Here is a 26814-nt window from a genome sequence, read left to right on the forward strand (position 1 = left end):
TCTCCGGACGTTCACGACGCCAGGAGGTGGCATGGAGGAGACTGCGATCGGGCGGGTCGCCATGGTCAGCCTGCACACGTCCCCGCTCGACCAGCCGGGCACCGGCGACGCCGGCGGGATGAACGTCTACGTCCTCGAGGTGGCCCGTCGGCTGGTCGCCCGCGGCATCGAGGTCGACGTCTTCACCCGGGCCACCAGCTCCTCCCTGGACCCCGTGGTGCACACCGAGGACGGCGTGACGGTCCACCACGTGCACGCCGGCCCGTTCGAGGGGCTCAGCAAGGAGCAGCTGCCCGGTCAGCTGTGCGTCTTCGCCCGTGACGTGCTGCGCACCGAGGCCGCCCACCCGGCCGGCCACTTCGACATCGTGCACTCGCACTACTGGCTCTCCGGGCAGGTCGGGGCCCTTGCCCGCGACCGCTGGGGCGTGCCGCTGGTCCACTCGATGCACACCATGGCCAAGGTCAAGAACGCCGCGCTCGCCGAGGGCGACACCCCCGAGCCGCTGGCCCGCGAGATCGGCGAGGAGCAGGTGGTCGAGGCCGCCGACGTACTCCTCGCCAACACCGACCTCGAGGCCAAGCAGCTGATCAACCTGTACGACGCCGACCCGGGTCGCGTCGAGGTCGTGCACCCCGGCGTGGACACCGAGGTGTTCCGCCCACTCTCGGCCCAGGACCGGGCCCGTGCCCGTCGCGAGCGGGACCTGCCGCAGGACGCGCTCGTGCTCCTCTTCGCCGGCCGGATCCAGCCGCTCAAGGCCCCCGACGTGCTGCTGCGCGCGGTCGCCGAGCTCGTGAACCGCCGCCCCGACCTGCGCGGCAGGCTGGTCGTCCCCGTCGTCGGCGGCCCGTCGGGCAGCGGCCTGGAGCGCCCCACCGCGCTCGCCAACCTCGCGGCTGAGCTCCGCATCGACGACGTCGTCCGTTTCGTGCCGCCGGTGCCCCAGGACCAGCTCGCCGGCTGGTACTCCTCGGCCACCCTGGTCGCCGTGCCCTCCTACAACGAGTCCTTCGGCCTGGTGGCTGCGGAGGCCCAGGCCAGCGGCGCGCCCGTGGTCGCCGCGGCTGTCGGCGGACTGACGACCGTGGTCCGCGACGGTCGCAGCGGACTCCTCCTCGACACCCACGACCCGAGCGAGTGGGCGAGTGCCCTCGAGCGGGTCGTCACGGACCCGGCCCTGCGCGACCGCCTCGCCGCGGGCGCGCTGGTCCAGGCCGAGCAGTTCTCCTGGGAGGCCACCGCCGCCCAGACCCTCGCCGTCTACGAACGCGCACGGTCGCTGATGCGCAAGGAAGCGGGAGCACTGTCGTGACCGACACCGGAGCCTCGCCGACAGGACCGGGGGCCGTCGTACGCGCCTGGCTGGAGGCCAACGAGCTCGAGTTCGAGGAGACGGCCGAGGGGGTCTTCACCTTCGCGCTCCCCGGCGAGAAGAAGCTCCAGACGCCCGTGCGGGTCGACCTCGGGCCGCACTCGCTGGGCGTGCACGCGTTCGTGTGCCGCCGCCCCGACGAGGAGTTCGAGCGGGTCTACCGCTGGCTCCTCGAGCGCAACATGAAGATGTACGCCGTCGCGTTCGGCATCGACCACCACGGCGACATCTACCTCGACGCCCGGCTGCCGCTGTCCTCGGTCACGACCGACGACCTCGACCGCCTGTTCGGGTCGGTGCTCAGCTATGCCGACTCGTCCTTCAACACGATTCTCGAGCTCGGCTTCGAGTCCTCGATCCGCAAGGAATGGGCCTGGCGCATCGAGCGGGGCGAGTCGACCGCCAACCTCGATGCGTTCCGCGGCTGGCTGGAAGCCGATCCCTCCCCGACCGAGTGATCGGTGTCGGCAGCCGGCCCTGGTGCTCGCGCTGGTCGAGGAGGTCGCGCAGCGACCGTCTCGAGACCGCTGGCCCCGGTGGACCGTCGTACCCGGTGTCGAGACGCGTTCAGACCTCCAGCTTGTAGCCGAGGCCGCGAACCGTCACGAGGTACTTCGGCTCGCTGGGCTCGGGCTCGAGCTTGGCGCGCAGCCGCTTCACGTGCACGTCGAGGGTCTTGGTGTCGCCGACGTAGTCCGATCCCCAGACCCGGTCGATCAGCTGACCGCGGGTCAAGACCCGGCCCGGGTTGCGCAGGAACATCTCGAGGAGCTCGAACTCCTTGAGCGGGAGCCGCTGCTCGACGCCGTCGACGGTCACCACGTGACGCTCGACGTCCATCCGCACCGGACCGGCCTCGAGCGTGTCGGGGAGCAGCTCGTCGCCGATGCCGCGGCGCAGGACGGCGCGGATCCGGGCGACCAGTTCGCGGGGGGAGTACGGCTTGGTGACGTAGTCGTCGGCACCGAGCTCGAGGCCGACGACCTTGTCGACCTCGTCGTCCTTGGCGCTGACCATGATGACCGGGACGTTGGAGGTCTGCCGGATGGTGCGGCACACCTCGGTTCCCGGGATGCCCGGCAGCATCAGGTCGAGCAGCACGATGTCGGCGCCGTTGCGGTCGAACTCCTTGAGCGCATCGTTGCCGTCAGCCGCGATCGCCACCTCGAACCCCTCCTTGCGGAGTAGGTAGGCAAGGGCGTCGCTGTAGCTTTCTTCGTCTTCGACGACGAGAACCCGTGTCACGGGCGTTCCTCCTGGTCTTCCTGGTCGTGCTGGATGTTCGTGGGATCGGGGCGGTGCCTGGCCGAGTCGGCGCCGGAGGCGAGGGAGGCCAGCCCCTGGAAGGCCGACCCCTCGTGATGGAGAGGGTGCTGGGGCAGCGAGATCGTGAACGTCGATCCCTGGCCCTCGACGGACCAGACCCGCACCTCGCCGCCGTGGGTGGCGGCGACGTGCTTGACGATGGACAGGCCCAGTCCGGTCCCGCCGGTCGAACGGTGCCGGGCCGGGTCGACGCGGTAGAACCGCTCGAAGATGCGCTCGACCTCGGCCTCGGGGATGCCGATGCCCTGGTCGATCACCGAGATCTCGACAGTGGTCCCGACCCGCTTGCGGGTGACCACCACGCGGGAGTTGGGCTCCGAGTAGGCCACGGCGTTCGCGACGAGGTTGGAGACCGCGGCGCCGACCTGCTTCTCGCTGCCGAGCACCTTCAGTCCCTCCTCGCCCTCGGCGATCAGGGTGATGTCCTTCGCGCCGGCGTTCATGTCGACGAAGTCGACGGCCGAGGCCACCACGTCGTCGATCGAGACGGGTGTGGGGGACTCGAGCGGCTCGTCGCCCTGGAGGCGGGAGAGCTCGATGATCTGCTGGATCAGACGGGAGAGCCGGTCGCTCTCGGTGAGCATGCGCGAGGCGAAGCGGTAGACGGCGGCCGGGTCGTCGGAGGCGTCCTGGACGGCCTCGGAGAGCAGCCGGATCGCGCCGATCGGGGTCTTGAGCTCATGGCTCACGTTGGCGACGAAGTCACGTCGTACGGCGTCGAGCTGGCGCTCACGGGTGCGGTCCTCGACCAGGGCCAGCACCAGCCGGGAGCCGAGCGGGGCGACGCGGGCGGTGACGTGGCGCGGGCTGCCGCTCGAGCGGGGGACGATCAGCTCGGTCTCGCGGATCTGGCCGTCACGACGCACCTGGCGGATCAGGTCGCCGAGCTCCTCGGAGAGCAGCGTCGAGCCGCGGACGAAGCCCATCGCGAAGGCCGGTGCCGAGGCCTTGAGCACCACGTCGGACTCGTCGACCACCACGGCGCTGCTGCGCAGCACGGACAGGACGGCGGCGACGCCGGGAGGCAGGATGGGTTCCTCGGGCTGGGTGTAGCGGCCCTGCTGGCGGTCGCTGAGGTGCCATGCCAGCATGGCGCCACCCGCAACGAGGGCGCCGAGGAGCGCAGCCAGGAAGGCTTGCGTCGTCGGTTCCACACTGTGATCGTACGGCGACGCGCGTCTCGGTCCCGGAATCGCCGAAGCCGGGCTTCGCGATGTTCATCCTGCGTTCACCGGGCACCGCTCTCCGGTCACCTCGGCTCCGTACTCTCGGATCCATGCGTGATGCGTACACCGACCAGCTCGATGCGATCTTCGACGACCTCGCCGGGATCAGCCGCCGGGTCCAGACCGCCGTCGGCCTGGCCACGGCTGCCCTGCTCACCGGCGACTCCGCGCTGGCCGAGCAGGTGATCAGCGACGACGTCCTGATCGACCGGGCCCGTGAGGCCGTCGAGGACAACGCCTTCAACCTGCTCTCCCTGCAGCAGCCCGTCGCCGGCGACCTGCGCACCATCGTCGCCGCGCTGCGGATGGTCGCCGAGCTCGAGCGGATGGGCGACCTGTCCGTCCACGTCGCCAAGGTCGCCCGCCTGCGGGTGCCGGACATCGCCGTGCCCGACGAGATCCGCCCGACGATGGAGCGGATGGCCACGGTCGCCGAGGACATGGTCGCCCGCGTCACCGACGTGATCGCGGGTCGCGACGTCGAGGCCGCCATCGCCCTGGGCCGTGACGACGAGGAGATGGACCAGCTGCGTCGTACGAGCTTCACCGAGCTCCTCGGCGACGACTGGAACCACGGCGTCGAGGCAGCGGTCGACATCGCCCTGCTCGGCCGCTACTACGAGCGCATCGCCGACCACGCCGTGTCGGTCGCCAACCGCGTGATCTTCGTGGTCACCGGCCACAACCCGGCTCCCGCCGCCTGACGGTTGCGCATGTCGCTTCGGGGTCGTGTGCCTGAGGCCGCGGAATCCCGGGGTCTCAGGCACACGACCGCAGCGTGAGGGGGACGACCCCCAGCGCGACCAGGTCGGCAGCGACCTCCGCGCACTCGTGACGAAGCTCGAAGGCCGTGGCGCGCACGACGATGCGGTCCACCGAGGTGAGCCGTCGCGCCCGGCGCAGGTCGTCCTGCCACTGCGAGGCTTCCATGTGGAAGGCGCCGTCGACTTCCAGGACCAGGGTTCGCCCGTCCGCCAGCCGCCACTCGCAATCGGTCCACCGGCGCCGAGCGGCGCTGTCGAGGCGGGACCGCTGGCGCACCGGCAGGGGAAGGTCGTGGCGGCGACACATCCGTCGTACGTCGCGCTCCGCACCCGAGTGCACCCCGCCCTCGACGTCGGCGAGCATCGCCCGGAACCCGGCGCCACGTCGCAGCGGCCGCAGGTGGTCCAGGGTCTGGCCGAGGCGGGCCGGCGTCGTCAGCCGCTGCTGAACCGTCGCCGCGAGGACGCCGTGCGCGGCGCGCAGTGTCGCGTCGTACCCCGCCCAGAGCAGCACTGCTGGTTCCAGCGCCGCACACGGGATCCCGGGGCGAGCGCCGGCCAGGAGCGTGAACGGGCGGCGTGAGCGGAAGAAGTCGATGCCGCCGACGGGTTCGAAGCTCAGCTCGTCGTCGACGAGCACCGTCACCGTCTCGCGCTCCCAGCCACGCAGGCCGAGGTGCTCGGCTGCGCTCAACCCGCCGAGCAGACTGCGCGGCCCGGCGTGCAGGACCCCGAGCCAGCGGCGTTGGGCCACGGTGAGCTCGCCGGTCGTCGTACTGACGACGCGGGGGGTGCGCAGCGCCCAGCGACCTGCGCGGACCTGCCGCTCGACGTGATCCCAGCCGATGCCGAGCGCAGTGAGCTGACGGCGGGCGAGCATCCCGCTCTGCTGTGCGGCCAGGGAGGAGGTGCGGCGGGAGAGGTCGATCGGCATCCGGGCCGCGTGCCCCGCCGGAGAGGTCGGCGAACGTCCGGTCGCGGTTGTCCACAGCCCCCGTCACGCAGATCGGGTCGTGTGCCTGAGACCCCGGGAATCCGGGGTCACAGGCACACGACCCGAAGCGGCGAAGCGGTCAGCGACCCTGGTTGGCGACGGCTGCGGCCGCGGCAGCAGCGGCCTCGGGGTCGAGGTAGCGACCACCGGGGACCGTCGGGGCGAGGGTGTCCTCGTCCAGCTCGTAGAGCAGGGGCATGCCGGTGGGGATGTTGAGCCCGGCGATGTCGGTGTCGCTGACCTGGTCGAGGTGCTTGACGATCGCGCGCAGGCTGTTGCCGTGGGCGGCGATCAGCACCGTGTGTCCCGCGCGGAGGTCCGGCACGATCGCCGCGTCCCAGTACGGCGTCAGGCGGGCGATGACGTCCTTGAGGCACTCCGTGCGGGGCAGCTCGTCACCGAGGTCGGCGTAGCGGGGGTCGGCCGACTGTGAGAACTCGTCGGCGTCGTCCAGCGGCGGGGGAGGGACGTCGAAGGAGCGCCGCCAGAGCATGAACTGCTCCTCGCCGTACTCCGCGAGCGTCTGCTTCTTGTCCTTGCCCTGCAGTGCGCCGTAGTGGCGCTCGTTGAGGCGCCACGAACGACGGACGGGGATCCAGTGCCGGTCGGCGGCGTCGAGCGCGAGCGCGGCGGTGTTGATCGCGCGACGCTGGAGCGAGGTGTGGACGACGTCCGGCAGCAGGCCGGACTCCTTGAGGAGCTCGCCGCCCCGGACCGCCTCGCCGCGACCCTTCTCGGTCAGGGCCACGTCGACCCAGCCGGTGAAGAGGTTCTTGGCGTTCCACTCGCTCTCGCCGTGCCGGAGCAGGACCAGCGGGAAGCTCATCAGTGGGCGCTCTCGGGGGACGGCGCCTCGTCGGCGCAGTTGAAGGTGGCGTCGCCGCCCTCCTCGTCGTGCCCGGCCTCGTCGTGCCCGGCCTCGTCCTGCTCGGCTGCGTCGACCTCTTCCTCGGCGGCGGCGTCGGCAGCCTCGCCCTGGGTGTCCGACTCGCCCTCGGCGGGGCTCTCCTCGGCCTCAGGGGTGGGGACGTCGGTGTACTGGAAGCACGCCTTGACGACGGGGACGTTCAGGCTGGCGGTCTCGCCGGTGCTGAAGGTGAGCTCCACCGCGAGGACCTGGCCGGCGGTGAAGTCGCCGCTCAGCGCGATGACGGGCTCGTTGGTGAGGTTGACACCGGCACGGCCCTCGACCTCGACGGGCTCGAACTCGGCAGCCTGGAACCGGCCGTCGGGCGAGGTGACGGTGTCCAGGGACGCCGCGTCGTCGAGGTTGTTCGCGAGGGCGCCGATCAGGCGGCCCTCGCCCTTCTCGGTCGCGAGCACGCGGATGCCGAGTGCGTCGACGGAGTGGTCGCGGTTGTTCTCGCCACCGGCAATGGTGTTCACCCGGTCGGTCGGGTAGTCGAAGCCGCAGGACGTGAGCGTCGCGGCGGCCGGAACCAGGGCCAGCAGCAGGGCGCTCGCGCGGAGGTGCTGTCGGATCGCAGTCGGGCGCAGGTGGGGCATGTCGGCAGGCCTCCGCTGGTCTGTCGTTGTCGGCCGTCGAGCGGCCGGTGGAACCGGGTGGACGCACCCGGGGCGCGGACGCCACGGGAGCGGCCACACTCTAGCGGTCCCAGGTGGACCCTCAGCGGCTGAGGCCCACCTTGGCGCCCATCACGGCCAGCGCGATGACGACCAGGACGGTGAAGAGCGTCGACAGGGCCAGGAGTCGGGTGGCACCCAGCTTGAGTCCCAGCTTCAGCGGCAGGTAGGTCCAGCCGTCCTCGTGATCGGCCACCAGGCCCCAGACCGCGCGGGTGAAGTGGATGCCGATGCCGAGCAGCGCGGTGAGCGCGACGATGACGGTCTCGGGAGCGCTGCCGACCGCCTGACCTCCCCAGCCGCCGTACGAGAGGTACGCCGGCAGGAGGGCGAAGGACACGGCCCAGGACCACCACGAGAAGATCCCGGTGCGGAGCAGGACGTTGCCGAGCATGCCGACCGCGACCGCGGCAAGGTAGAGACAGCCGGCCTGGATGCCGGTGGTGATCGCGAGCGGCACCAGCAGCAGGGTGGCCACGATGATGGCGTACCAGACGGTCTCGGAGCTGATCCGACCCATCGCGAGCGGCTTGCCGGTCAGGCCGTGCGCCTGGTCGCGCTGCCGGTCGACGATGTCGTTGTGCCAGCCGAGGATGGTCTGGCCGACCAGGACGGTCAGCAGGACCACGCCGGCCTCGCGGGCGGGCCGGCCGGCCACGGCGGCCACCAGTCCCATGGCCAGGGCGGTGCCGATGGCCTGCTTGGCGTGCGCCGCCTGCAGGAGCTGGATCGCCGCGACGTCCTGGGGGCGCCGACCGCCGAGCAGGGCTCCGGCCAGGCCACCCCGGCGCGCGGGTACGGCGGCGGGGAAGTCGTCCTCGTCCTCTTCGTCGTCCTCTTCGTCCTCTTCGTCCTCTTCGTCGTCGAGGTCGTCGAGGTCGTCGGAGTCGTCGGGTTCGTCGTCGGGGTCCAGGTCGCTCTCGTGATCGGGGTCGAGCTCGACCTCGATCTCCTCGTCGACCTCGAGCTCCTCGATCACGGAGGTCTGCTCGGTCTGCTCGACCGGGTCGACCGGGTCGACCGGGTCGACCGGGTCGACCGGGTCGACCGGGTCGACCGGGTCGACCGGGTCGAGGAGTTCCTCGTCCGGAGCGGGCTCGACGTCGGCCTCGGCCGTGGTGTCGTCCTCGATGTCCTCATCGACACCGGTGTCGTCCGCGAGCGTCGGGTCGACGTCGTCCTCCACGACGTCCACGCCCGGGACAGTTCCCTCCCCGGCAGAGCGACTGCGCCGCCAGCGCTGCTTCTTTGCCATGGCGAGCAGTATTGACCACAGCGGGCCGGTGCGTGCGCGGGCCCGCCGATCTGTGGTGCCCCTGCACTCCCACACGGCCCCCCGACCGGAGCCCCCGGGGCACCCGGTCCCCCTGTGGCGGGTGACGTGGCCCACAGGTCAGCAAGGGGTCGCCATCACACCTCGTTCGGGTTGTCAAGCCACCGAATGCCGCGCTGACCTGCGCAAACGCATTCTGAGGTGGGCGCTGGACGTGGTAGGATAGGTGACCCTAGGAAGGGGTTTTGCTCATATGACTTTCACCGTTGGCGAAACGGTCGTGTACCCCAATCACGGGGCCGCTGTCATCGAGAACATCGAGATGCGGACGATCAAGGGCCTGGAACGGCAGTACCTCGTGCTCCGGATTGTCGCTCAGCAGGACCTGGTTGTCAGGGTCCCTGCAGACAACCTGGATCTCGTGGGTGTTCGGGATGTCGTGGACAAGGACGGGCTGGACAAGGTCTTCGGTGTGCTGCGGGCTGAGCACGTCGAGGAACCGACCAACTGGTCGAGGCGCTACAAGGCCAACCTCGAGAAGCTCCACAGTGGCGACGTCATGAAGGTGGCGGAGGTCGTTCGTGACCTCTGGCGCCGGGAGCGTGACCGTGGACTGTCGGCCGGCGAGAAGCGCATGCTCGCCAAGGCCCGCCAGATCCTGGTCTCCGAGCTCGCGCTCTGCGAGAACACCAACGAGGACAAGGCCGAGACCATCCTCGACGAGGTGCTGGCCTCCTAGTCGATCCGGACCTTCGGGTCCGTTGTTCGGCTCCAACTCAAACAGTTGATCGAAGGCGTCATACGGTGGGGTTCTGATGAACCCCCATCCGTATGACGCCTTCGACATCTCCGTGCCCGCCCGTGCGGTGGTGCTGGACGAGGACCGCGGGTCGCTGCCCTACCGCCTGATCCACGGGGAGTCGCTGGTGGCCGCGGCCGCCTGGGCGGCCGGCGAGTCGGGTGTGGACCTCCTCGACCAGACCGTGCCCTGGTCGCACCTCGCCGAGGAGGGCGACACCCTGCTCCTGCACGACGCCCTCTGTCCGATGACCCCGCCGGAGTTCCTGGCGCGGTGTGCGGAGCGGGCCGCCGTCGAGGACGTCGTCGTGGTCGGGGTCCGACCGGTCACCGACACGGTCAAGCAGGCCCACCCGGCGCCGGGTGGCGAGGTCCTCGGCGCCAGCGTCGACCGCGACGCACTGGTGAGCGTCTGCTCGCCGGTCGTGCTGCCGCCTGCGGTCGTGCGCGACCTGTTCGCCGAGGGGGCGTCGCTGCCGTCGACGGACTTCGTCGAGCTCGTCGCGATCCTCCGGGCGAGGTACGGCGAGGCGCGCATCGAGCTCGCCCCGGCACCTGCGCAGGCACGTCGGGTTGCCTCGGAGGAGGACCTCGCCGTGCTCGCCGCGCTCACTGCCCCCGGCTGAGGCTCCGGTCCAGCAGGCGCTCGGCGACCGGGATGTCCTCGGCGAAGGTGATCTTGAGGTTGCCCGGACCGGAGGCGACGGACCGGACGGTCAGGTCGGGGCCCGGAGCGAACTCGGTGAACGCCGCGGCGGTGTCGGTGCCCTCGAACCCTGCTGTCGAGGCGGCGGCGTAGGCCGCGAGCAGTGGCGCCGCCCGGAACGCCTGCGGCGTCTGCACGCCCACCAGGCGGCTGCCCGGACCGCCCGGTGCCGGGTGGTCGGCGCCGTCGCGCGGCAGCAGGCCCGCCAGCTCGGTCGTGGGTACGGCGCCGCCGTACTCCCGTGCGGTGGCGATCGTGCGCTCGTACAGCTCCACGGTGGCCAGCGGCCGGGCGCCGTCGTGGATCGCGATCACGTCGATGCTGCGTTCGGCCACGCGGGGCGCGAGCAGGTCGAGCGCCGCCTGCTCGGAGGCCTGGCGGGTCGCGCCACCGTCGATGAGGAGGACCTCGTGCTCGCCGATGACCGGCGCGAGGACCGCGCCGACGGCGGAGCGTTCGCCGGGCCGACACACGACGACGACGGGGTCGACGCCGGGCACCGCGAGGGCGGTGCGGACCGATCGGGCCAGGATCGGCAGGTCGTGCAGCGGCAGCAGGACCTTGTTGATCTCGGCTCCGACCCGGGTGCCGCTACCGGCGGCGAGGACGACGATGGCTGCGCTGGACACCTCGGCAGGTTAGCGCTCACGGCTGTTCGTCCGAGCGGAAGGGTTTTCATGCTCGTTACAAAGCGAAACAACCCCGAGAACAGCGCGCGCCTACGTTCGGCTGCATGACAGGTCGCGGGACCGTGGAGGAATGGCAGCCGGTCTGCCGAATGGTCGAACTCGAGGTCGATCGTGGGGTGACTGCGCTCGTGCACGGTCAGGCCGTCGCGATCTTCCGCACCGGGGACGACGCGGTCTACGCGTTGGGCAACCACGACCCGTTCGCCCGGCACGCCGTCGGGGGCATCTCGAAGGGGATCGTGGGACGGCGCGGTGAGACGCCCTTCGTCGCCTCGCCCGCGCATCGGCACGCGTTCGACCTGCGGACCGGACGGTGCCTGGACGACCTGCACGTCACCGTCCCGGCGTACGACGTCAAGGTGGTCGAGGGCGTCGTGCTGATCGGCCACCGCAAGGTCCAGGCGGCCTGACCGCAGAGCTCCCTGGCCCCAGAGATACCTGATCGGGGAGATTCAGGTGCGTGCGCGGTGCCGGGGTCGCAGGCGGGAGGCCGGACGCTCGCCCGAGGGTTGGTCGGCGACCCGGGCCAGGGCGCGGTCCACGAGCGCGCAGAGCTCGGTGCTGACCAGCTCGCGCCGCTCGAACGGGAGGTAGTGGCCGGCGCCGGGCGCCACCAGCAGACGGGCGCCGCGGATGCCCTGGGCGATCTTGCCGGCATGCTCGGGTGGGGTCAGCAGGTCGCGGCCGCCGACCAGGACGGTCGTGGGGACGTCGTCGAACGCTGCCAGGTTGCCGATCCGGTCGTGCGCCATCATGTCCTTGAAGAAGCCCGACATCGTCTCGGGCCAGGCGTGGATCAGCTGGTCGACGACGTGTCCGACGTCGCGGGGACGGGCCGGGGTGCCGAACAGGAACCTCGAGGCGATCTGTCGCTCGATCACGGGGAACCGTTCGCGACGGCTCAGGCTCAGCATCCGTGACCTGTTGGCGAGGATGAACGGCAGGCGGTCGCGCAGGAGCGGCCCGGCCACCGCCGGCAGGCCGAGGGTCACCTTGCCGAGCTCGCCGCTCGTGGTGCTGACGAACATCGCACCGGCGATGCGCGGCACCAGGTCGGATCGCTCCTCGGGCAGGGCGGTGATCGTCATGCCGCCGACGGAGTGCCCGGCGATCACGAGCGGCCCCTCGGGCGCGTAGGTGTCGACGACCAGGCCGAGGTCGCGCGCGAGGTGCGGGATCGTGCACGCGGCCTCGCTCGCGCGGTCGGAGCGGCCGTGGCCGCGGTGGTCCCACGTGATGTTCCGGACGTCGTGGCCGTAGCGCGCGAGCAGGTCGGTGACCTGGTAGTGCCAGTCGGACTCGTCGGCCGTCCAGCAGTGGGACAGGAGCACCGTCAGTGGTGCATCGTCACGACCGCGGACCGTCACGTGGATCCGGAGGCCGTCCTCGCTGATCACGTTGTGCTCGCTCATGGGGCCTCCTCGACGTCGATGTCGCGAGCCACCCTGCCACGCCGGAGGCCATCTGCGACAGCGTGTCGCACGGACCGTGGTACGACGTCGCGCCGCCTCAGGAGCTCAGCAGCGCCGTCGCCATCGCGGCGACGCCCTCGCCCCGTCCGGTGAGGCCGAGGCCGTCCGTGGTGGTCGCCGAGAGCGAGACGGGAGCACCGACGACGGCGGACAGCGCGGCTTCGGCCTCGGCCCGGCGGGGGCCGATCCGCGGACGGTTGCCGATGACCTGCACCGCGACGTTGACGACGGTGAAACCGGCCGCCCGGACCCGGTTGAGCGTCTCGCCGAGCAGCGCGGCGCCGCTGGCGCCGGCCCACTGTGGCTGCGACGTACCGAAGTTGCTGCCCAGGTCGCCCAGGCCGGCCGCGGAGAGCAGTGCGTCGCACGCGGCGTGGGCCGCGACGTCGGCGTCGGAGTGCCCGTCGAGACGGACGTCCTCCTCGGGCCACAGCAGCCCGCCGAGCGCGAGCGGGGGGTCCTCCGGTGCTCGCGGCACGAGCCGGTGCACATCGGTGCCGATGCCGATCCGCAGACCTGCGCCCGTCATTTCGACACTCCGCCAGCGGTTGGGTTCACGCGCTGATCATGCCTGAGGGACAATCACCGGGTGAAGACATCCCGTGGCTGGTGGGCGCTCTCCGGCCTCGTCGCCGGCGTCGTCGGCCTGGCGCTCAGCTATGCCGCTGCCGCGCTGCTCCACGTGCGGGAGTCCCCGGTCGCCGTGGTGGCGGAAGGATTCGCCTCCCTGACGCCCGGACCGGTCGTGAAATGGGCGATCAACACCTTCGACAAGGACGACAAGAAGGTCCTGGTCGTCGGGATCATCCTGTTCCTCCTCGTCGCCTTCGCGCTGCTCGGGCGCCTGGCCCGACGCCGGTGGTGGGCGGCCGTGACCGGGTACGTCGTCCTCGCGGGCATCGCTGTCGTCGCCGTGGCGACCAAGCCCAATCCGTCGGTCATCGACTTCGCCCCGACCGTCGTCGGCTTCCTGTTCTGGATCGTGACGCTCGCGGTGCTCGCCGAGTGGTTGCGCCGCTGGGAGCTCGTCGCGGAGAGCGAGGACCCGCGGGCCGAGCCGATGCACACACGTCGGCACTTCTTCCTCGCCGTCGGCGGCGCGACCGCGTTCGCTGGTGCCGCGGGCCTGCTCGGCCGCGTGGCCGGGTCGGCACGTCGTCGCGCCGAGGAGAGCCGCCGTCTGCTGCGGATCGAGGGCGTCACCGCCCCGGACGTCCCGGACGGGGTGAGCTTCGAGATCCCCGGCGTCAGCACGTGGGAGACGCCGAGCGACGACTTCTACCTGATCGACACGGCCTTCATCAAGCCGACCATCGCGCCGGCCGACTGGTCGCTGCGCATCCACGGAATGGTCGAGAAGGAGATCACGCTCTCCTACCGCGACCTCGTCGCGCGCGAGATCACCCAGGACTGGATCACGCTCAACTGCGTCTCGAACACCGTCGGCGGCGACCTGATCGGCAACGCCTGGTGGAGCGGCGTGCGGCTGGCCTCGATCCTCGCCGAGGCCGGGCCCCTGCCCGAGGCCAACGCCGTCCTGCAGACCTCGGACGACGGCTGGAACTGCGGTACGCCGCTCGCCGCCCTGATGGACGAGCGCAACGCCATGCTCGCCGTGGCGATGAACGGCGAGCCGCTCCCGATCGAGCACGGCTTCCCGGTCCGCACCATCGTCCCGGGCCTCTACGGCTACGTGTCGGCCACCAAGTGGGTCGTCGACATGGAGGTCACCCGCTTCGACGACATCACGGCGTACTGGACCGACAAGGGTTGGTCCGAGCTCGGCCCGGTCAAGATCGCCTCCCGCATCGACGTGCCGCGCAACGGCGACGACGTGCCCGCGGGCGAGCTCGTGGTCGCCGGCGTGGCCTGGTTGCAGCACACCGGAATCTCCGCGGTCGAGGTGCAGGTCGACGGCGGCCGTTGGCAGCGGGCCGAGCTCGCCACCACGCCCAACGTCGACACCTGGGTCCAGTGGCGGGTCAGCCTCGACGTGGAGGAGGGCAGCCGCCAGCTCCGGGTGCGGGCCATCGACCTCGAGGACGACGTCCAGACGGGCGCCATCGCCGACGTCCTGCCCGACGGTGCCACCGGCTGGCACACCATCGAGATCAACGCGAAGGCCTGAGCACACGTGGACGACTTCTCGACCCTGCCCGGTGGCGCGCTCGTGGTCGGCGGCTCGGGCGGCCTCGGCCGTGCGATCGCCGAGCTGCTCATCGAGCGTGGCGCGAAGGTCGCGGTCACCCACCGCTCCCGTCCGGTCGACATCGGCGTGGGGTCGTACGGCCTGGACCTCGCGGACGTGTCCGAGGTCCCGCGGGTCCTCAACCACGCGGCTGCCGAGCTCGGGGGACTGCACACGGTCGTCCACGCCGCCGGCCCCCACGTCCCGATGGTGCACCTCTCGCGGGTGCCTCCTGCCGACCTGGCCGCCCAGCTCGCCGTCGACACCGGCGGCTTCTTCGCGGTCGCCCACGCGGCGCTGCCCTTCCTGCGCGAGTCGAAGGGCTCGCTGACGGCCGTCACGACCGCAGCCACCGCCCGCTTCCCGGTCCGCGACGGGCTGTCGTCTGCGCCCAAGGCCGCCGTCGAGGCGCTGGTGCGCGGACTGGCCGTCGAGGAGGGCCGGTTCGGCGTGCGCGTCAACGCGGTCGGTCCCGGCATGCTCACCGACGGCATGGCCGAGCGACTGATCAGCAGCGGTGAGCTCGACGACCACGCCCTCGAGGTGACGCGCGGCAACATCCCGCTGCGGACCTTCGGGAGCGCCGCCGACATCGCCGAGGCCGTCTGCTTCCTCGCCTCCGCCCGCGCCGGGTTCATCACCGGCCAGAAGCTCGACGTCGACGGCGGGTATGGCTGCTAGCGCGCGGATGAGCGACCCGTCGACCACCATCCCTAGACTGGGCGGGTGACGATCAGGCTCTACGACACCGCGACCCGCGAGGTCCGTGACTTCGTGCCCCTCCAGGAGGGCAGGGCGGGTCTGTACGTGTGTGGTCTGACGGTGCAGAGCGAGCCCCACGTCGGGCACGTCCGCTCCGGGGTCAACTTCGACGTGCTGCAGCGCTGGTTGCGCCACCGCGGCTTCGAGGTCACCTTCATCCGCAACATCACCGACATCGACGACAAGATCCTCACCAAGTCGGCCGAGCAGGGACGTCCCTGGTACAACCTCGCCTACGCGATGAAGATCGAGCTCGACAAGGCGTACGCCGCGCTCAACGTCGCCCCGCCGACGTACGAACCCGCGGCCACCGGCCACATCCCCGAGATGATCGTGCTGATCGAGCGGCTGATCGAGCGCGGTCACGCGTACGCCGCAGCGGACTCCTCCGGCGACGTCTACTTCGACGTCCGGTCGTGGCAGCAGTACGGCGAGCTGACCCACCAGGGCATCGAGGACATGGAGCCGGCTGCCGACGCCGATCCGCGCGGCAAGCGCGACCCCCGTGACTTCGCCCTCTGGAAGGGCCGCAAGGAGTCCGAGCCGGCGACCGCGTCCTGGCCGAGCCCGTGGGGGCCGGGCCGACCGGGCTGGCACATCGAGTGCTCGGCGATGGCCGGCAAGTACCTCGGCGACGCCTTCGACATCCACGGCGGCGGCGTCGACCTGCGCTTCCCGCACCACGAGAACGAGCAGGCGCAGTCACGCGCTGCGGGCGGTGCCTTCGCGTCGTACTGGATGCACAACGCCTGGATCACCACCGCCGGCGAGAAGATGAGCAAGTCGCTCGGCAACACCCTCTCGATCCCGGCGATCCTCGAGCGCTACCGCGGCGCCGAGCTGCGCTACTACGTTGTCGCGGCGCACTACCGCTCCCACGTCGAGTTCTCCTTCGAGGCCCTCGACGAGGCCGCGGTGGGCTACCGCCGGATCGAGGCCTTCCTCGAGCGGGCCGGGTCGCCGGCGCTCGACGCCGGTGCCGTCCCCGACGCCTTCGCGGCTGCGATGGACGAGGACCTCGGGACCCCTGCAGCGGTGGCCGTCCTGCACGACACGGTGCGTGAGGGCAACCGCCAGCTGGCAGCGGGCGAGGACGTGACCTCGAGTGCCGCCTCGGTCGCGGCCATGCTCGACGTCCTGGGCGTGCACCCGGCCGACCCGGCCTGGGCCGGCAGCGGCGGCTCGGACACCGAGGAACGCCTCACCGCGGCGGTGGACGCACTGGTGGCAGGTCTGCTCGACGAGCGTGCGCAGGCGCGGGTCGACAAGGACTGGGCACGTGCGGACGCCATCCGCGACCGGATCAAGTCGGCCGGCATCGAGGTCACCGACACCCCTGATGGACCTACCTGGACGGTGAACTGACATGGCTGGGAACTCGAGCCGCAAGGGCGCGATCCGCAAGACGAACAAGAAGGCGAGCGTCGGCTCCGGCGGCAAGGTGCGCCGCGGCCTCGAGGGCCGCGGCCCGACGCCGAAGGCGACCGAGCGCGAGTACCACAAGGCGCACAAGGTGGCCGAGGCCAAGAAGCGTGCCGAGAAGCGCGGCAGCACCGGCGGCCCGCGGGGTCGGCGCAAGAGCGGGGACGCCGAGTGGATCGCCGGGCGCAACCCGGTCGTCGAGGCGCTGCGCGAGAAGGTGCCGGTGACCGCGGTGTACGTCGCCGAGGGCGCCGAGCGCGACAACCGCCTGCGTGAGGTCTTCCGGATCGCCGCCGAGGGCGGCATCGGCCTGCTCGAGGTGAGCCGCAACGAGCTGGACCGACTCACCGACGGAGCCGTCCACCAGGGCCTCGCCGCACGGATCCCGGCGTACGAGTACGCCCACCCGGAGGACCTGCTCGACGCCGCCGACGAGGCCAAGGAGAAGGCGCTCGTCGTCATGCTCGACTCGATCACCGACCCGCGCAACCTGGGCGCGATCGTGCGGAGCGCCGCCGGGTTCGGTGCGCACGGCGTGGTCATCCCGGAGCGTCGCGCGGCGTCGATGACGGCCTCGGCCTGGAAGACCTCGGCCGGTGCTGCGGCGCGGTGCCCCGTCGCGCAGACGGTCAACCTGACCCGCCAGATCAAGGCCTACCAGGAGGCGGGCTGCTTCGTCATCGGCCTCGCTGCCGACGGTGACCTCTCGCTGCCCGAGCTCGTCGCGGACGCAGACCTGGTCTCCGACCACCTCGTCATCGTCGTCGGTTCCGAGGGCGAGGGCCTCTCCCGCCTGGTCGCCGAGAGCTGCGACCGGCTGATGTCGATCCCGATGTCCAGCGCGCTGGAGTCCCTCAACGCGGGCGTCGCGGCCTCGGTCGCGCTCTACGCCATCGCCGAGGCCCGGTCCCGGTAGGAGCTGGGCCTGCCGTGCCGACACTTCTCCGGGTGCTGAAGGTCCTCGGCGGGGTCGGCGCGTGGGCGCTCCTCGCCGCGGTCGTCGCGTCGACGATCTTCGTCGGCAGCGAGCGCACGGTCGACCTCGCGAGCCACGAGGCCACCGTCAGCCCGGACTTCTCGGGCGACGTGGTGCTGCGCAGCGGCCCGATCCTGCCCGACCTGCGGGCGCCGTCGGGCTCCCGGGTCGGTGTGGAGATCGAGCTCGGCAAGACCGACACGACCTCGCTGCAGGAGCTGACGGCGCGGTACGCCGCCATCGCCTCCCAGCCCGAGGGCCAGATCGCGGTGGTGAGCCGCGCGGTCCGCACGATGGCGGTCGCCGCCGCCGTCCAGGGGGCTGCCCTGGCGGTGCTCCCGTTCCTGGTGTGGGTGGCCGTGGGACGCGAACGCCGACGGGTGCTGCTCACCCGGCTCCCGAGCGTGGGCGGCGTCGCGACCGGCCTGCTCGTCGTACTCCTCGTGGTGGCGCTGGCGGCGCCAGTCGGCTGGGGCCGCCAGGACCCTGCTGCGCAGGAGTGGAGCACGCTGGGGGAGTTCATCGGTGACGAGATCCCGCTCCCGGCCCAGGCCCGGGACGTGGAGATCATGGGCGACGCCACGACCGAGGAGACCCGTCGGCTGATCTCCAGCGCGGTCAGCAGCTATGACCAGGGCCTGGAGTTCTACACCAAGGCGGCCGAGGACGCCGCCGGGCTCGAGTTGCGTGAGCCGGAGGACGGCGAGACCGTCGCGGTCCTGGTCTCGGACCGTCACCTCAACGTCGGCATGGACAAGGTCGCGCGGGCGATCGGCGACCGGGCAGGCGCCACGGTGGCGTTCGACGCCGGCGACGACACCTCGACCGGGGAGCGCTGGGAAGCCTTCTCGCTCGACTCGGTCTCGGCGGCCTTCGAGGACTACGACGGCCGGTGGGCCGTGGCCGGCAACCACGACAACGGGACCTTCGTGCGCTCGCACATGGAGGACCTGGGCTGGACCTACTTCGACGGTGAGGTGATCGAGGGGCCCGGTGGCTCGCGGATCCTCGGCGTCGACGACCCCCGGGCCAGCGGTCTGGGCAACTGGCGCGACGAGACCGGGCTGAGCTTCAGCGAGGTCTCCGACCGCGTCACCGAGACCGCCTGCGCCGCGGACGAGGCCGACGACCGGGTGGCGACCCTCCTGCTGCACGACGCCAACATGGGCAGGGGAGCACTCGCCGAGGGATGCGTCGACCTGGTGATCGGCGGCCACGTCCACGTCCAGTCCGGACCCACCCCGGTGACGGCGGAGGACGGCCGGATCGGCTATCGCTACACCGCCGGGACGACCGGCGGCGCGGCGTACGCGATCGCCATCGGCAGCAAGCTGCGACGGGCCGCCAGCGTTGCGCTGATCACCTACCGCGAGGGCCGTCCGGTGGGAATCCAGTCGGTCACCCTGCAGACCAACGGCCGCTACGACGTCGACGAGTACGTCGAGCTCCTCTACTGACGTCGGATCGCTCCGCGTCGGATCCGATCACGACGCGGTCTGGCGATGACGCATTTGGAGAAGGTTCCCCTAAGGTGATCCTGAAAATTCGCTGAGGGTGTCTCGGGCCGCCCTTCACTCGGAAAGGGATCCCCCCATGGGAAAGAGCCTCATCGCCAAGCTCGGCGGCGTCGGCATCGCGATCATCGTCGCGGTCGTCTTCTACTTCGTTCAGAACAAGGGCCAGGAGAAGATCGCCGAGGCCAACGCGCCTGAGGTCGGTCAGTGCCTGAGCGTGACCGGCACGATCAACGCCAAGCACGAGGAGCAGAAGTGTGCCGACCTCGCGGCGACCTACAAGGTCACCGCGGACAACGGTGACTGCGACGAGAACGAGACCACCTACAAGATCTCGCTCGGCTCCGGCAACAGCGCCAACGTGGCCGACCTGTGCCTCGCGCTCAACGCGAACGAGGGCGACTGCCTGAGCCTCGGTGCCAGCACCGAGGAGAAGGTCGACTGCGCTGCCACGAAGGGCACCTCGCTGAAGGTCGCCTCCGTCGGCAAGTCGGGCGACACCTGCGCCAGCCCCGGTCAGCCGCTCGAGTACACGAAGCGCGACCTGCTGTACTGCCTGGTCGAGAACGCCTGACCTCGCACCGCACCTGTTCCGGCCGGGATCCCGCAAGGGAGCCCGGCCGGGGCTGTTTCTCAGGAGAATGAGGCCATGACCGACCCGTACAGCTCCCCGAACCTCCCGCCGCCCTCCGGGCAGCCGATGAATCCGTACGCGCCGCCCCCGACCCCGTCCTCGGGCGGGAGCGGGAAGAAGCTCTGGATCATCCTGGGAGCCGTCCTGCTCGGCCTGCTGCTCCTGTGCGGCGGCGGTGCCGTGGCGCTCGTGGTGATCGGCAGCGACGCGGTCAAGGAAGCTGTCGACGACATTGCCGACGAGCGGGTCGACGCGCCCGAGGTCGGCGAATGCCTCAGCGTCACCGGCACGATCAACGCCGAACACGAGACGCACGACTGCGATGAGCTCGACGCCACCTACGAGGTCACCTCCGATGACGGTGACTGCGACGAGAACGAGACCACCTACGTGATCTCGCTCGGCACCGGCAACACCGGCAATGTCGCCGACCTCTGCCTGATCCTCAACGCGGACGAGGGGGACTGCCTCAGCCTTGGTGTCAGCACCGAGGAGAAGGTCGACTGCGCTGCCACGAAGGGCACCTCGCTGAAGGTTGCCAGCGTCGGCAACGCCGGCGACACCTGCGCCGTGCCGGGCCAACCGCTGGAGTACGCCACGCGTGACGTCCTGTTGTGCCTGGTCGACAACGGCTGACCGTCCGGTGCTCGGGGAGCGCCAGCCGGCCTCGCTGGTCAGGTCCCGTCCCCCGGCGCGTCCCCATCCGTCTAGGCTTGGCCACACCTTCCCCGGTTGCTCTGCTGGCATGGGCGCCCAGACTTTGAATCTGGTTGTCGTTGGTTCGATTCCAACCCGGGGAGCCACGCTCGCGATGGCGTCGAGGCGTTGCGGGCCCGTTCGAGCCCGCGACGCCGTCCTCGCGACAGCAAGCACCGGGCCGCCATACTGCGGGTATGACGACAATCCCTGATCTGAGCGGCAAGACGTATGTCGTGACCGGTGCCAACTCCGGCCTGGGTCTCGAGGTGGCGAAGAAGCTGACGGCTGCAGGTGGGCACGTCGTCCTGGCCTGTCGCGATGTGGCGAAGGGCGAGGCGGCCGCTGCCGCCCTGTCCGGACCGGGGACCTGGGAGGTCCGCGCGCTGGACCTCGGCGACCTCAACTCCGTGCGTGCCTTCGCTGCCGGCTGGACCGCTCCGATCACGACGCTGGTCAACAACGCCGGCATCATGATGGTCGCCGAGGGGCGGACGGCGGACGGCTTCGAGCTGCAGCTCGGGACCAACCACCTGGGCCACTTCGCCCTGACCAACCTGCTGCTGCCGCTCATCGAGGAGCGGGTCGTGTCGGTGTCCTCGGACCTGCACCGCGGACGGCAGGTCAACTTCGACAACCTCGACCTGGTGGGGGAGTACGGCCCGACCCGTGCCTACCAGCAGTCCAAGCTGTCCAACCTCCTCTTCACCTCCGAGCTGCAGCGCCGGCTGACGGCGGCAGGATCGGCGGTCGTCGCGCACGGATGCCATCCGGGCTACTCCGCGACCAACCTCCAGAGCCACCACGCGAACCCGCTGATGAACAAGCTGATGTGGGTCGGCAACAAGGTGGTCGCGACGAGTGCCGAGTTCGGCGCCCGACCGACCTTCCACGCGATCACCGCAGACCTCCCCCCGGACAGCTACGTCGGGCCGTCGGGTTTCCGTGGGCTCCGCGGCGCGCCGGGCATCAACCAGCGCTCGAAGGAGGCCCGGGACGCCGATGCGGCCCGGCGTCTGTGGTCGGTGTCCGAGGAGCGCACGGGGGTGGCCTGGTCGCTGGCGTGACCCCGGAACGGTGAACCGCTGCCGCGCACGTGTGACAGCCGGACTGTGACAGTAGTGCTGTCATTGTGGACGGATCTCGGCTACGTTGCCGTCCATGGAGCCTTCTGCGCGCATCCTCGTCTTCGGTGCCACCGGGTACACCGGTGAGCTCACGGCCCGGAGCCTGGTCCGCCAGGGCGTGCGGCCGGTCCTCGTCGCCCGCTCCGCCGAACGCGTCACGGCGCTCGCGACGGAGCTGGGTGGTCTGGAGCACGCCGTGGCCGACGCGGGGGACGCGACCGCACTCGCGGGCGTCGTACGGGCCGGGGACGTCCTGATCAGCACGGTGGGGCCGTTCCTGAGGTACGGCGAAGCCGCAGTTCAGGTCGCGGCCGAGAAGGGCGCCCACTACCTCGACTCGACGGGGGAGGGGCCGTTCCTGCGCAGCGTCTTCGAGCGGTGGGGGCCGGTCGCCGACGCCAACGGTGCGGCGCTGCTCTCAGCGTTCGGCTTCGACTTCGTGCCCGGCAGCCTGGCCGGTGCGCTCGCCGTCGAGAAGGCAGGCGCGGCGGCCACCCGGGTCGACGTCGGCTACTTCGTGCGCAACTTCGGGACCAGCGGCGGGACCCGGGCCTCGGTCGCGGGGATGATGCTCGAGCAGGGCTTCGCCTTCCGGGACGGTGCCCTGCGGCCCGAGCGCGCAGGGCGACGCGTCGAGCGGTTCGAGGTCGGCGGTCGCACGCTGACAGCCGCATCGGTCCCGGGAGCCGAGCACCTGGCGTTGCCGGCGGCGTACCCGCAGCTGCGCGACGTCGGTTCCTTCCTGGGCGTCCCACCGGCCCTCGCGCGCGGCATGGCCCTCGCCACGCTCGCCTCGACGCCGGTCCGGAGCGTGCGGCCGCTGAAGTCCCTCGCCCTGGCTGCTGCCGGACGGCTGGTGAAGGGCTCGACCGGCGGACCGTCCGCGCAGCAGCGGGCCAACGCCTCGGTCAGCATCGTCGCCGTGGCCCGCGCCGCCGACGGCAGCGTGCTGGCGACCTCGACGCTCGAGGGGCCCGATCCCTACGACTACACCGCCGACATGCTCGCGTGGGGCGCCATCGCAGCAGCCTCGGGCCGGTTGCTCTCGACCGGCGGGCTCGGCCCGGTGGGCGCCTTCGGGCTCGACGCACTGGTCGAGGGCTGCGCCGCGGCGGGCCTGAAGGAGGTCGGCGCATGAGCCGCCCGGCGCCGTCCGCGCTGCCGAACACCGACGTCGCGGTGACCCGTCACGGGGCTGGTACGTCGGCCATCTGATCGGCGTCGACGAGACGCTCAAGCCGCTCGAGGAGGCAGGTGAGGCGGCCGACGTCCTCGCCATCCCGGACGGGACGGCGAAGCACGTGCTCCGCGCGCTGCGTCCCGTCCTGCTCGCGGCCGACCAGGCGCGTCTGCTGGTCCTGGGTCGTGAGCGCGTCTCCGCCCCGAGGCTGTGCCGCTCGCGAACGCGAGCTGGCACGCCTCAAGGCGGAGAACGCCATGGATCACGACCTCGTCGACGCCGTACCCGGCGCCGTGGGTGCTACCGCTTGACCGCAGCCGTCACACCGCTGGTCTTCGCGACCGTGCGGTAGCCGGACTTGGTGCCGGTGACGACCACCCGGATCCGCTTGCCGACCTGCGCGCGGGTCGGCTTGAAGGTCCGGCTGGTGGCGCCGCGGATGGTGGTGCCGTTCGAGGTCCAGCGGTAGGTCAGGCGGGTGCCGGACGTCCAGGAGCCGGGGGTGGCGGTCAGCGTGCGACCGACCTTCGCGGTGCCCGAGATCTTCGGCGTCGGGGCGACGAGCGTTCCCTGCGCGACCTGGGCGCTGTACGGACTCACCACCGTGGCGGGGGTGAAGCCCGCGAGGGTGCCGGTGACGTGGACCCGGATCCGACGGGCGACCTGGGTGGCGCTGACGACCATCGTGGCGGACCGGCTGAGCACGGTGCCGGCGTTGTTGCGCCACTCGTAGGTGAGCGCCGTGCCCTCGGGCCAGCTACCCGTGGTCGCCACCGAGAGCCGGGAGGCGACGGATGCCTTGCCGGTCACTGCGACGGCGCCCGGCTTCGCCAGCGTCGAGGGAGCGGTCCACGAAGCGGTGGCAGGCGCACCGGTGAAGGCACCGTTGGTGCTCGTCACGCTCAGCGTGTAGGTGTGGCCGGCGAGGAGGTTGGTGAACTCGTGGTCGGTCATGAAGCTCTCGGCCGTGATGGCCTCGCCGCCGGCGTCGTCCTGCAGCGTGAGCCGGTAGGACAACGAGCCGTCGGAGGCGCCGCCGGACGACGAGGGCGCGGACCACGTGGCACTCAGCGTGGAGCTGTCCCATTCCGAGGTGAGCGCGGTGAGGCCGGTCGGCGCGCTGGGTGCCTCGAGGGCGTGCACGCGGGTGACCTCCTCGCCGGTGGGCTCCTCGGACACCGGGTCGAGCACGTCGTGGTCCATGGTCGCGTAGAGCCGGCCGCTGGGGTCGAGGGTGGCGAGCCCGATGAAGCCCGAGCCGCCGAGGTCGGCGGCCGGGGCAGGCTCCTCCTCGGTGTAGGACGCGAGCTGGTCGGCGTCGTACGCGGAGACGCCGGTGCCGGGGAGGTAGACGGTCTCGCCGTCGGGCGAGACAGCCACCGAGAACACCGGGTAGTCGATGGGGATGTAGAGGTCGGTCTCGCCGCCGATGACGTTCAGGCCGTACTCCTGCGGGCCGTCCTCGACGTTGCGGAAGCTCGTCGCGTAGATCAGCCCGTTCACCTCGTCGACGTCCACGTCGATGACGCTGTCGTCGGAGGAACCGTCCGGTCCGAGGACGACCTTCTCGCCCACCTCCTCGCCGCTGATGATGCGCAGGGAGGCCTGGTTGCCCTCCTCGAGGTAGTCGGTGCCGGCGACGACGACGTCGGTCGACTCGCCGTTCGGGAGCAGGGCGAGCTTCGTGGGGGCGATGTTGTAGCCGAGGTTGACGGTCGCGCTGCCGATGCGACGGACCTTCGCGGCGCCGTCGTCCGTGGAGGACAACCACGTGCCGCCCGCGCCCGTGGCGATGTCGTAGAGGCTGGAGAAGCCCTCGCTCACCCTCGAGCTCACCGTCATCGTCTCGGTGTCGATTGTCCAGACGTAGTTGCCCGTTCCGTTCTCGGGGTACTCCTCGTCCACCTGCGTGCCGATCACCCGGAGGGTCGCACCGTCGGGGCTCGCGGCCACGGCGGACGGCCACGAGCCGTTGCCCAGGTGGACCTTGACCCCGGCGCCGACGGCCTCGACGTAACCGTCGATCTCGTCGAACACGTAGTCCTCGTCGGTGTCGACGCCGACGTAGCCGACGGCGTACACGTCATCGGCGGTCGCGACCAGGTCGGTGGGGGAGAACGTCAGGTCCTGCGGGAAGTCCGCGAGCTCGGCGGCGTGGGCCGTTCCGAGGCAGGCGAGTCCAGCGGTGAGGACGGCCGCGGCAGCGATGCCGGCGCCCAGTCGTCGGGGGAGCGGCGCGTGCGGCCGAGGTGCGTGCATGTCGTCAGTCGTCCTTCCAAGGGGCGCGATTGTCGGGCCCGTCCGAAGAGCCTGTCGGCCGTCAGGGCCTCGATGTGTGGCTTTTTCCGGCCATGGCAGGAACCGGACGGACCGATCCGGGCGCGACCGGTCACCCACGGCCGTGCCACGATCGGTCCATGGCCTCGGACCTGATCGGCACGCCTGCCGACCTCCTCGCCGTGGGTCTGCGCACCCGCGCGGGGACGGTCGCGCAGCTGGCGGCGCTCGCCGTGCGGGACGAGGACGAGGTGCGTCGCGACCTCCGGACCCTGGTCGCCGAGGGCTACGTCGCCGTCGACGGCGAGCACGTGCGCTACGCCGATCCGGTCGACGTCGTCGCTGCGACGGTACGACGGCGCGCGGCTGCGCTCGAGGCCGACCTGTCCCAGGGGCTCGCCGACCTGACCCGGGCGGTCGGCGCTCTCCCGGGCCTCACCGGCGAGTGGGCCAGCGAGGGACTGCGCGCGGGTCGGGCCGAGGTCTTCCACGGACCCGAGGCGGTGGTCGACCTGTGGCACGCACGCAACGCCAGGGAGCCCTCGATGCGCACCGACGTGGTCCTGCCGGACGCCTCGCGGCTCTACGTCGCCGACCCTGCGATGCAGGAGGTCTGGCACGACGCCAGCCGTGGGGAGGGCCGCCATGCCCGCGTGATCGCCTCCATCGCCGACGCCACCCATCCCGCCGCGCAGGACCGCGTGGCCGAGGAGCTCGCCGGCGGCGTCCAGATCAGGCTGCTCGATGCACCCCCGAGCTGGTTCTGGGTGACCGACGAGACGACCGTCGCCCTGCCGTTGGTGTGGGGTGAGCACTGGCCGACGTCGGTGCTCGCGATCCGCGACCGTGCGGTCGCCGGGATGGCCGGTTGGCTGTTCGAGCGGATGTGGGAGCGCGCCGTACCCGTCCGCACCGAGGCTGCTGCCTGGCACCCGCTCCTGGACCTGATGAGTGCGGGCGCCACCCTCGAGGCGGCGTCCCGGGCGCTGGGCATCTCCGAGCGCACCGGTCGCCGGCGGATCTCCGAGGCGATGTCGCACTTCGGCGCGGGCACGATGCTCGAGCTCGGCGTCGCCTGGGCCAGCGGAAGGCCGCGCTGAGATGGCGCCGAGCCGTCCGTCGATGCCGCGCTGGGTGAGTCGCTCGCTGTGGGACGTCGTGCCGCGCGACCACCGCGACACCTCCGGAGCGCTGCGGCGCCGGCAGGCGGTGACGATCGCCTTCGTCCTGCTCGGGGCAGTGGTCCTGGGGATCTCGCTGCGGATCGAACCGGGAAGCGGCTGGTTCTACCCCGCGACCTTCGCCCTGGCGGTCGTGTGGACGATCGGCGCCTTCGCCTCCGGACCGTTGCACCTGGGGCGGATCGCCTCGTTGCGGGACGACGACCGGCTGGTGCGGCCGGTCCTCGCCCCGGTCCTGCTCGGCCTCGGGCTCGCGGGGGTGTTCGTCGTCGGCGCGCTGGTGGTGCGGGAGATCCCCTGGCTGGATCGCCAGGTGCGATCGGTCCTCGACTTCGCGGACCAGGGCTCGCTCCCGCTGCTGGTCCTGATCACCGCGGTGAACGGGGTCGCCGAGGAGGTCTTCTTCCGTGGCGCCGCCTATGCCGCCGTGCCCCGCCACCCGGTCGGCTGGACCACCGTCGCCTACGTGATCGCCACCCTCGCGACCGGCAACGTGATGCTCGCCTTCGCGGCGATCCTGCTCGGCGTCGTCGTCGGGCTCGAGCGCCGGGCGTCGGGCGGGATCCTCGGGCCGGTCCTCACCCACTGCACCTGGTCGCTGACGATGCTCTTCGCGCTGCCCCTGCTCTTCGGCCAGTGACGGGCGCTTG

The 26814-nt window shown here is 71.4% G+C and carries 28 protein-coding genes and 1 tRNA gene; 18 read left to right on the plus strand and 11 right to left on the minus strand.

From position 1 onward, the window contains the following. Positions 1 to 31 precede the first annotated feature (31 nt). Positions 32 to 1315, plus strand: a complete 1284-nt coding sequence (mshA, locus tag ASE01_RS07270; protein ID WP_056749521.1) for a D-inositol-3-phosphate glycosyltransferase — start codon at positions 32 to 34, stop codon at positions 1313 to 1315. Beyond that, positions 1312 to 1833, plus strand: a complete 522-nt coding sequence (locus tag ASE01_RS07275; protein ID WP_056749522.1) for a YbjN domain-containing protein — start codon at positions 1312 to 1314, stop codon at positions 1831 to 1833. Before mshA ends, ASE01_RS07275 begins: the two co-directional genes overlap by 4 nt. Positions 1834 to 1942: 109 nt before the next feature. On the opposite strand, the gene ASE01_RS07280 is transcribed toward ASE01_RS07275, so the two are convergent. Beyond that, positions 1943 to 2620, minus strand: coding sequence for a response regulator transcription factor (locus ASE01_RS07280; protein WP_056749523.1), 678 nt, complete (start codon positions 2618 to 2620; stop codon positions 1943 to 1945). Further along, the gene (locus tag ASE01_RS07285) at positions 2617 to 3855 is read right to left on the minus strand and encodes a sensor histidine kinase (RefSeq protein ID WP_200958775.1); all 1239 of its coding nucleotides are present in this window, start codon (positions 3853 to 3855) and stop codon (positions 2617 to 2619) included. The genes ASE01_RS07280 and ASE01_RS07285 overlap by 4 nt, the downstream gene beginning before the upstream one ends. 122 nt (positions 3856 to 3977) lie before the next feature. On the opposite strand from ASE01_RS07285, the gene phoU reads away from it, so the two are divergent. After that, complete coding sequence (phoU, locus tag ASE01_RS07290) at positions 3978 to 4631, plus strand: phosphate signaling complex protein PhoU (protein WP_056749525.1); 654 nt, start codon at positions 3978 to 3980, stop codon at positions 4629 to 4631. Positions 4632 to 4686: 55 nt separating this feature from the next. Here the strand turns inward: phoU and ASE01_RS07295 are convergent, their stop codons facing one another. The 4 genes from ASE01_RS07295 to ASE01_RS24345 all read right to left on the minus strand — a co-directional run bounded on the left by ASE01_RS07295 (position 4687) and on the right by ASE01_RS24345 (position 8524). After that, entirely contained in the window at positions 4687 to 5625 is a 939-nt protein-coding gene (locus ASE01_RS07295) for a hypothetical protein (RefSeq protein WP_056749526.1), read from the minus strand. 139 nt (positions 5626 to 5764) lie between these two features. Next, positions 5765 to 6511 (minus strand): phosphoglyceromutase, encoded by a 747-nt coding sequence (locus ASE01_RS07300; protein ID WP_056749527.1) that lies wholly within the window; start codon positions 6509 to 6511, stop codon positions 5765 to 5767. Further along, positions 6511 to 7191 (minus strand): hypothetical protein, encoded by a 681-nt coding sequence (locus ASE01_RS07305; RefSeq protein WP_056749528.1) that lies wholly within the window; start codon positions 7189 to 7191, stop codon positions 6511 to 6513. The genes ASE01_RS07300 and ASE01_RS07305 overlap by 1 nt, the downstream gene beginning before the upstream one ends. Before the next feature lie 121 nt (positions 7192 to 7312). After that, complete coding sequence (locus ASE01_RS24345; protein ID WP_157537150.1) at positions 7313 to 8524, minus strand: UbiA family prenyltransferase; 1212 nt, start codon at positions 8522 to 8524, stop codon at positions 7313 to 7315. Positions 8525 to 8795: 271 nt separating this feature from the next. On the opposite strand from ASE01_RS24345, the gene ASE01_RS07315 reads away from it, so the two are divergent. Further along, on the plus strand, positions 8796 to 9281 hold the full coding sequence (locus tag ASE01_RS07315) for a CarD family transcriptional regulator (protein ID WP_056749530.1): 486 nt from the start codon (positions 8796 to 8798) through the stop codon (positions 9279 to 9281). A 76-nt stretch (positions 9282 to 9357) separates the two neighbouring features. After that, entirely contained in the window at positions 9358 to 9966 is a 609-nt protein-coding gene (locus tag ASE01_RS07320; RefSeq protein ID WP_056749531.1) for a 2-C-methyl-D-erythritol 4-phosphate cytidylyltransferase, read from the plus strand. On the opposite strand, the gene ASE01_RS07325 is transcribed toward ASE01_RS07320, so the two are convergent. Next, on the minus strand, positions 9950 to 10675 hold the full coding sequence (locus ASE01_RS07325; RefSeq protein WP_056749532.1) for an IspD/TarI family cytidylyltransferase: 726 nt from the start codon (positions 10673 to 10675) through the stop codon (positions 9950 to 9952). The genes ASE01_RS07320 and ASE01_RS07325 overlap by 17 nt on opposite strands. Before the next feature lie 104 nt (positions 10676 to 10779). On the opposite strand from ASE01_RS07325, the gene nirD reads away from it, so the two are divergent. After that, positions 10780 to 11145 carry a nitrite reductase small subunit NirD gene (nirD, locus tag ASE01_RS07330; RefSeq protein ID WP_056749533.1) on the plus strand — a complete coding sequence of 122 codons (366 nt, stop codon included), beginning with the start codon at positions 10780 to 10782 and terminating at the stop codon, positions 11143 to 11145. 42 nt (positions 11146 to 11187) lie between these two features. Here nirD and ASE01_RS07335 read toward each other — a convergent pair whose 3' ends face one another. Together ASE01_RS07335 and ispF are read right to left on the minus strand one after the other, a co-directional pair. Further along, positions 11188 to 12147 carry an alpha/beta fold hydrolase gene (locus ASE01_RS07335; RefSeq protein WP_056749534.1) on the minus strand — a complete coding sequence of 320 codons (960 nt, stop codon included), beginning with the start codon at positions 12145 to 12147 and terminating at the stop codon, positions 11188 to 11190. A gap of 97 nt (positions 12148 to 12244) precedes the next feature. Next, a complete protein-coding gene (gene ispF, locus ASE01_RS07340; protein ID WP_056749535.1) occupies positions 12245 to 12736 on the minus strand; it encodes a 2-C-methyl-D-erythritol 2,4-cyclodiphosphate synthase in 492 nt (163 codons plus the stop codon). A gap of 60 nt (positions 12737 to 12796) precedes the next feature. Between ispF and ASE01_RS07345 the strand changes: the two genes are divergently transcribed. The 10 genes from ASE01_RS07345 to ASE01_RS07390 all read left to right on the plus strand — a co-directional run bounded on the left by ASE01_RS07345 (position 12797) and on the right by ASE01_RS07390 (position 22664). Beyond that, a complete protein-coding gene (locus tag ASE01_RS07345) occupies positions 12797 to 14335 on the plus strand; it encodes a molybdopterin-dependent oxidoreductase (protein WP_056749536.1) in 1539 nt (512 codons plus the stop codon). A gap of 6 nt (positions 14336 to 14341) precedes the next feature. Next, entirely contained in the window at positions 14342 to 15076 is a 735-nt protein-coding gene (locus ASE01_RS07350; protein ID WP_056749537.1) for an SDR family NAD(P)-dependent oxidoreductase, read from the plus strand. A gap of 45 nt (positions 15077 to 15121) precedes the next feature. Further along, positions 15122 to 16522: a cysteine--tRNA ligase gene (cysS, locus tag ASE01_RS07355; RefSeq protein WP_056749538.1), complete on the plus strand. Its 1401-nt coding sequence runs from the start codon at positions 15122 to 15124 to the stop codon at positions 16520 to 16522. Between the two features lies 1 nt (position 16523). Continuing rightward, entirely contained in the window at positions 16524 to 17495 is a 972-nt protein-coding gene (rlmB, locus tag ASE01_RS07360; RefSeq protein WP_056749539.1) for a 23S rRNA (guanosine(2251)-2'-O)-methyltransferase RlmB, read from the plus strand. A gap of 14 nt (positions 17496 to 17509) precedes the next feature. After that, positions 17510 to 19012 carry a metallophosphoesterase gene (locus tag ASE01_RS07365; protein ID WP_235535900.1) on the plus strand — a complete coding sequence of 501 codons (1503 nt, stop codon included), beginning with the start codon at positions 17510 to 17512 and terminating at the stop codon, positions 19010 to 19012. 136 nt (positions 19013 to 19148) lie between these two features. Next, positions 19149 to 19643, plus strand: coding sequence for a hypothetical protein (locus ASE01_RS07370; protein ID WP_056749541.1), 495 nt, complete (start codon positions 19149 to 19151; stop codon positions 19641 to 19643). Positions 19644 to 19718: 75 nt separating this feature from the next. After that, positions 19719 to 20339: a hypothetical protein gene (locus ASE01_RS07375; RefSeq protein WP_056749542.1), complete on the plus strand. Its 621-nt coding sequence runs from the start codon at positions 19719 to 19721 to the stop codon at positions 20337 to 20339. An 89-nt stretch (positions 20340 to 20428) separates the two neighbouring features. Continuing rightward, a tRNA-Gln gene (locus tag ASE01_RS07380) sits at positions 20429 to 20506 on the plus strand. A gap of 90 nt (positions 20507 to 20596) precedes the next feature. Continuing rightward, complete coding sequence (locus tag ASE01_RS07385) at positions 20597 to 21466, plus strand: oxidoreductase (protein WP_056749543.1); 870 nt, start codon at positions 20597 to 20599, stop codon at positions 21464 to 21466. Between the two features lie 94 nt (positions 21467 to 21560). After that, a complete protein-coding gene (locus ASE01_RS07390; protein WP_056749544.1) occupies positions 21561 to 22664 on the plus strand; it encodes a saccharopine dehydrogenase family protein in 1104 nt (367 codons plus the stop codon). 49 nt (positions 22665 to 22713) lie between these two features. Here ASE01_RS07390 and ASE01_RS07395 read toward each other — a convergent pair whose 3' ends face one another. Both ASE01_RS07395 and ASE01_RS07400 read right to left on the minus strand, forming a co-directional pair. Beyond that, a complete protein-coding gene (locus ASE01_RS07395; RefSeq protein WP_056749545.1) occupies positions 22714 to 22965 on the minus strand; it encodes a hypothetical protein in 252 nt (83 codons plus the stop codon). Between the two features lie 41 nt (positions 22966 to 23006). Beyond that, positions 23007 to 24965, minus strand: coding sequence for a fibronectin type III domain-containing protein (locus ASE01_RS07400; protein WP_056749546.1), 1959 nt, complete (start codon positions 24963 to 24965; stop codon positions 23007 to 23009). A 158-nt stretch (positions 24966 to 25123) separates the two neighbouring features. Here ASE01_RS07400 and ASE01_RS07405 point away from each other — a divergent pair, with 158 nt between their 5' ends. Further along, a complete protein-coding gene (locus ASE01_RS07405) occupies positions 25124 to 26083 on the plus strand; it encodes a hypothetical protein (RefSeq protein ID WP_056749547.1) in 960 nt (319 codons plus the stop codon). A 1-nt stretch (position 26084) separates the two neighbouring features. After that, complete coding sequence (locus ASE01_RS07410; RefSeq protein ID WP_056749548.1) at positions 26085 to 26804, plus strand: CPBP family intramembrane glutamic endopeptidase; 720 nt, start codon at positions 26085 to 26087, stop codon at positions 26802 to 26804. The last annotated feature ends 10 nt before the right edge of the window (positions 26805 to 26814 follow it).

The sequence above is a fragment of the Nocardioides sp. Root190 genome (genome assembly GCF_001428565.1).
In the GTDB taxonomy this organism is placed as follows: Bacteria; Actinomycetota; Actinomycetes; order Propionibacteriales; family Nocardioidaceae; genus Nocardioides.

Coding starts and splice junctions, on each gene's coding strand:
- ASE01_RS07375 (WP_056749542.1), top strand. CDS start 19,719: ATGACCGACCCGTACAGCTCCCCGAACCTCCCGCCGCCCTCCGGGCAG.
- ispF (WP_056749535.1), bottom strand. CDS start 12,736: ATGACGGGCGCAGGTCTGCGGATCGGCATCGGCACCGATGTGCACCGG.
- ASE01_RS07405 (WP_056749547.1), top strand. CDS start 25,124: ATGGCCTCGGACCTGATCGGCACGCCTGCCGACCTCCTCGCCGTGGGT.
- ASE01_RS07305 (WP_056749528.1), bottom strand. CDS start 7,191: ATGCCCCACCTGCGCCCGACTGCGATCCGACAGCACCTCCGCGCGAGC.
- ASE01_RS07395 (WP_056749545.1), bottom strand. CDS start 22,965: ATGGCGTTCTCCGCCTTGAGGCGTGCCAGCTCGCGTTCGCGAGCGGCA.
- ASE01_RS07300 (WP_056749527.1), bottom strand. CDS start 6,511: ATGAGCTTCCCGCTGGTCCTGCTCCGGCACGGCGAGAGCGAGTGGAAC.
- ASE01_RS07315 (WP_056749530.1), top strand. CDS start 8,796: ATGACTTTCACCGTTGGCGAAACGGTCGTGTACCCCAATCACGGGGCC.
- ASE01_RS07410 (WP_056749548.1), top strand. CDS start 26,085: ATGGCGCCGAGCCGTCCGTCGATGCCGCGCTGGGTGAGTCGCTCGCTG.
- ASE01_RS24345 (WP_157537150.1), bottom strand. CDS start 8,524: ATGGCAAAGAAGCAGCGCTGGCGGCGCAGTCGCTCTGCCGGGGAGGGA.
- ASE01_RS07295 (WP_056749526.1), bottom strand. CDS start 5,625: ATGCCGATCGACCTCTCCCGCCGCACCTCCTCCCTGGCCGCACAGCAG.
- phoU (WP_056749525.1), top strand. CDS start 3,978: ATGCGTGATGCGTACACCGACCAGCTCGATGCGATCTTCGACGACCTC.
- ASE01_RS07370 (WP_056749541.1), top strand. CDS start 19,149: ATGGGAAAGAGCCTCATCGCCAAGCTCGGCGGCGTCGGCATCGCGATC.
- ASE01_RS07385 (WP_056749543.1), top strand. CDS start 20,597: ATGACGACAATCCCTGATCTGAGCGGCAAGACGTATGTCGTGACCGGT.
- mshA (WP_056749521.1), top strand. CDS start 32: ATGGAGGAGACTGCGATCGGGCGGGTCGCCATGGTCAGCCTGCACACG.
- ASE01_RS07335 (WP_056749534.1), bottom strand. CDS start 12,147: ATGAGCGAGCACAACGTGATCAGCGAGGACGGCCTCCGGATCCACGTG.
- ASE01_RS07320 (WP_056749531.1), top strand. CDS start 9,358: ATGAACCCCCATCCGTATGACGCCTTCGACATCTCCGTGCCCGCCCGT.
- ASE01_RS07400 (WP_056749546.1), bottom strand. CDS start 24,965: ATGCACGCACCTCGGCCGCACGCGCCGCTCCCCCGACGACTGGGCGCC.
- nirD (WP_056749533.1), top strand. CDS start 10,780: ATGACAGGTCGCGGGACCGTGGAGGAATGGCAGCCGGTCTGCCGAATG.
- rlmB (WP_056749539.1), top strand. CDS start 16,524: ATGGCTGGGAACTCGAGCCGCAAGGGCGCGATCCGCAAGACGAACAAG.
- ASE01_RS07390 (WP_056749544.1), top strand. CDS start 21,561: ATGGAGCCTTCTGCGCGCATCCTCGTCTTCGGTGCCACCGGGTACACC.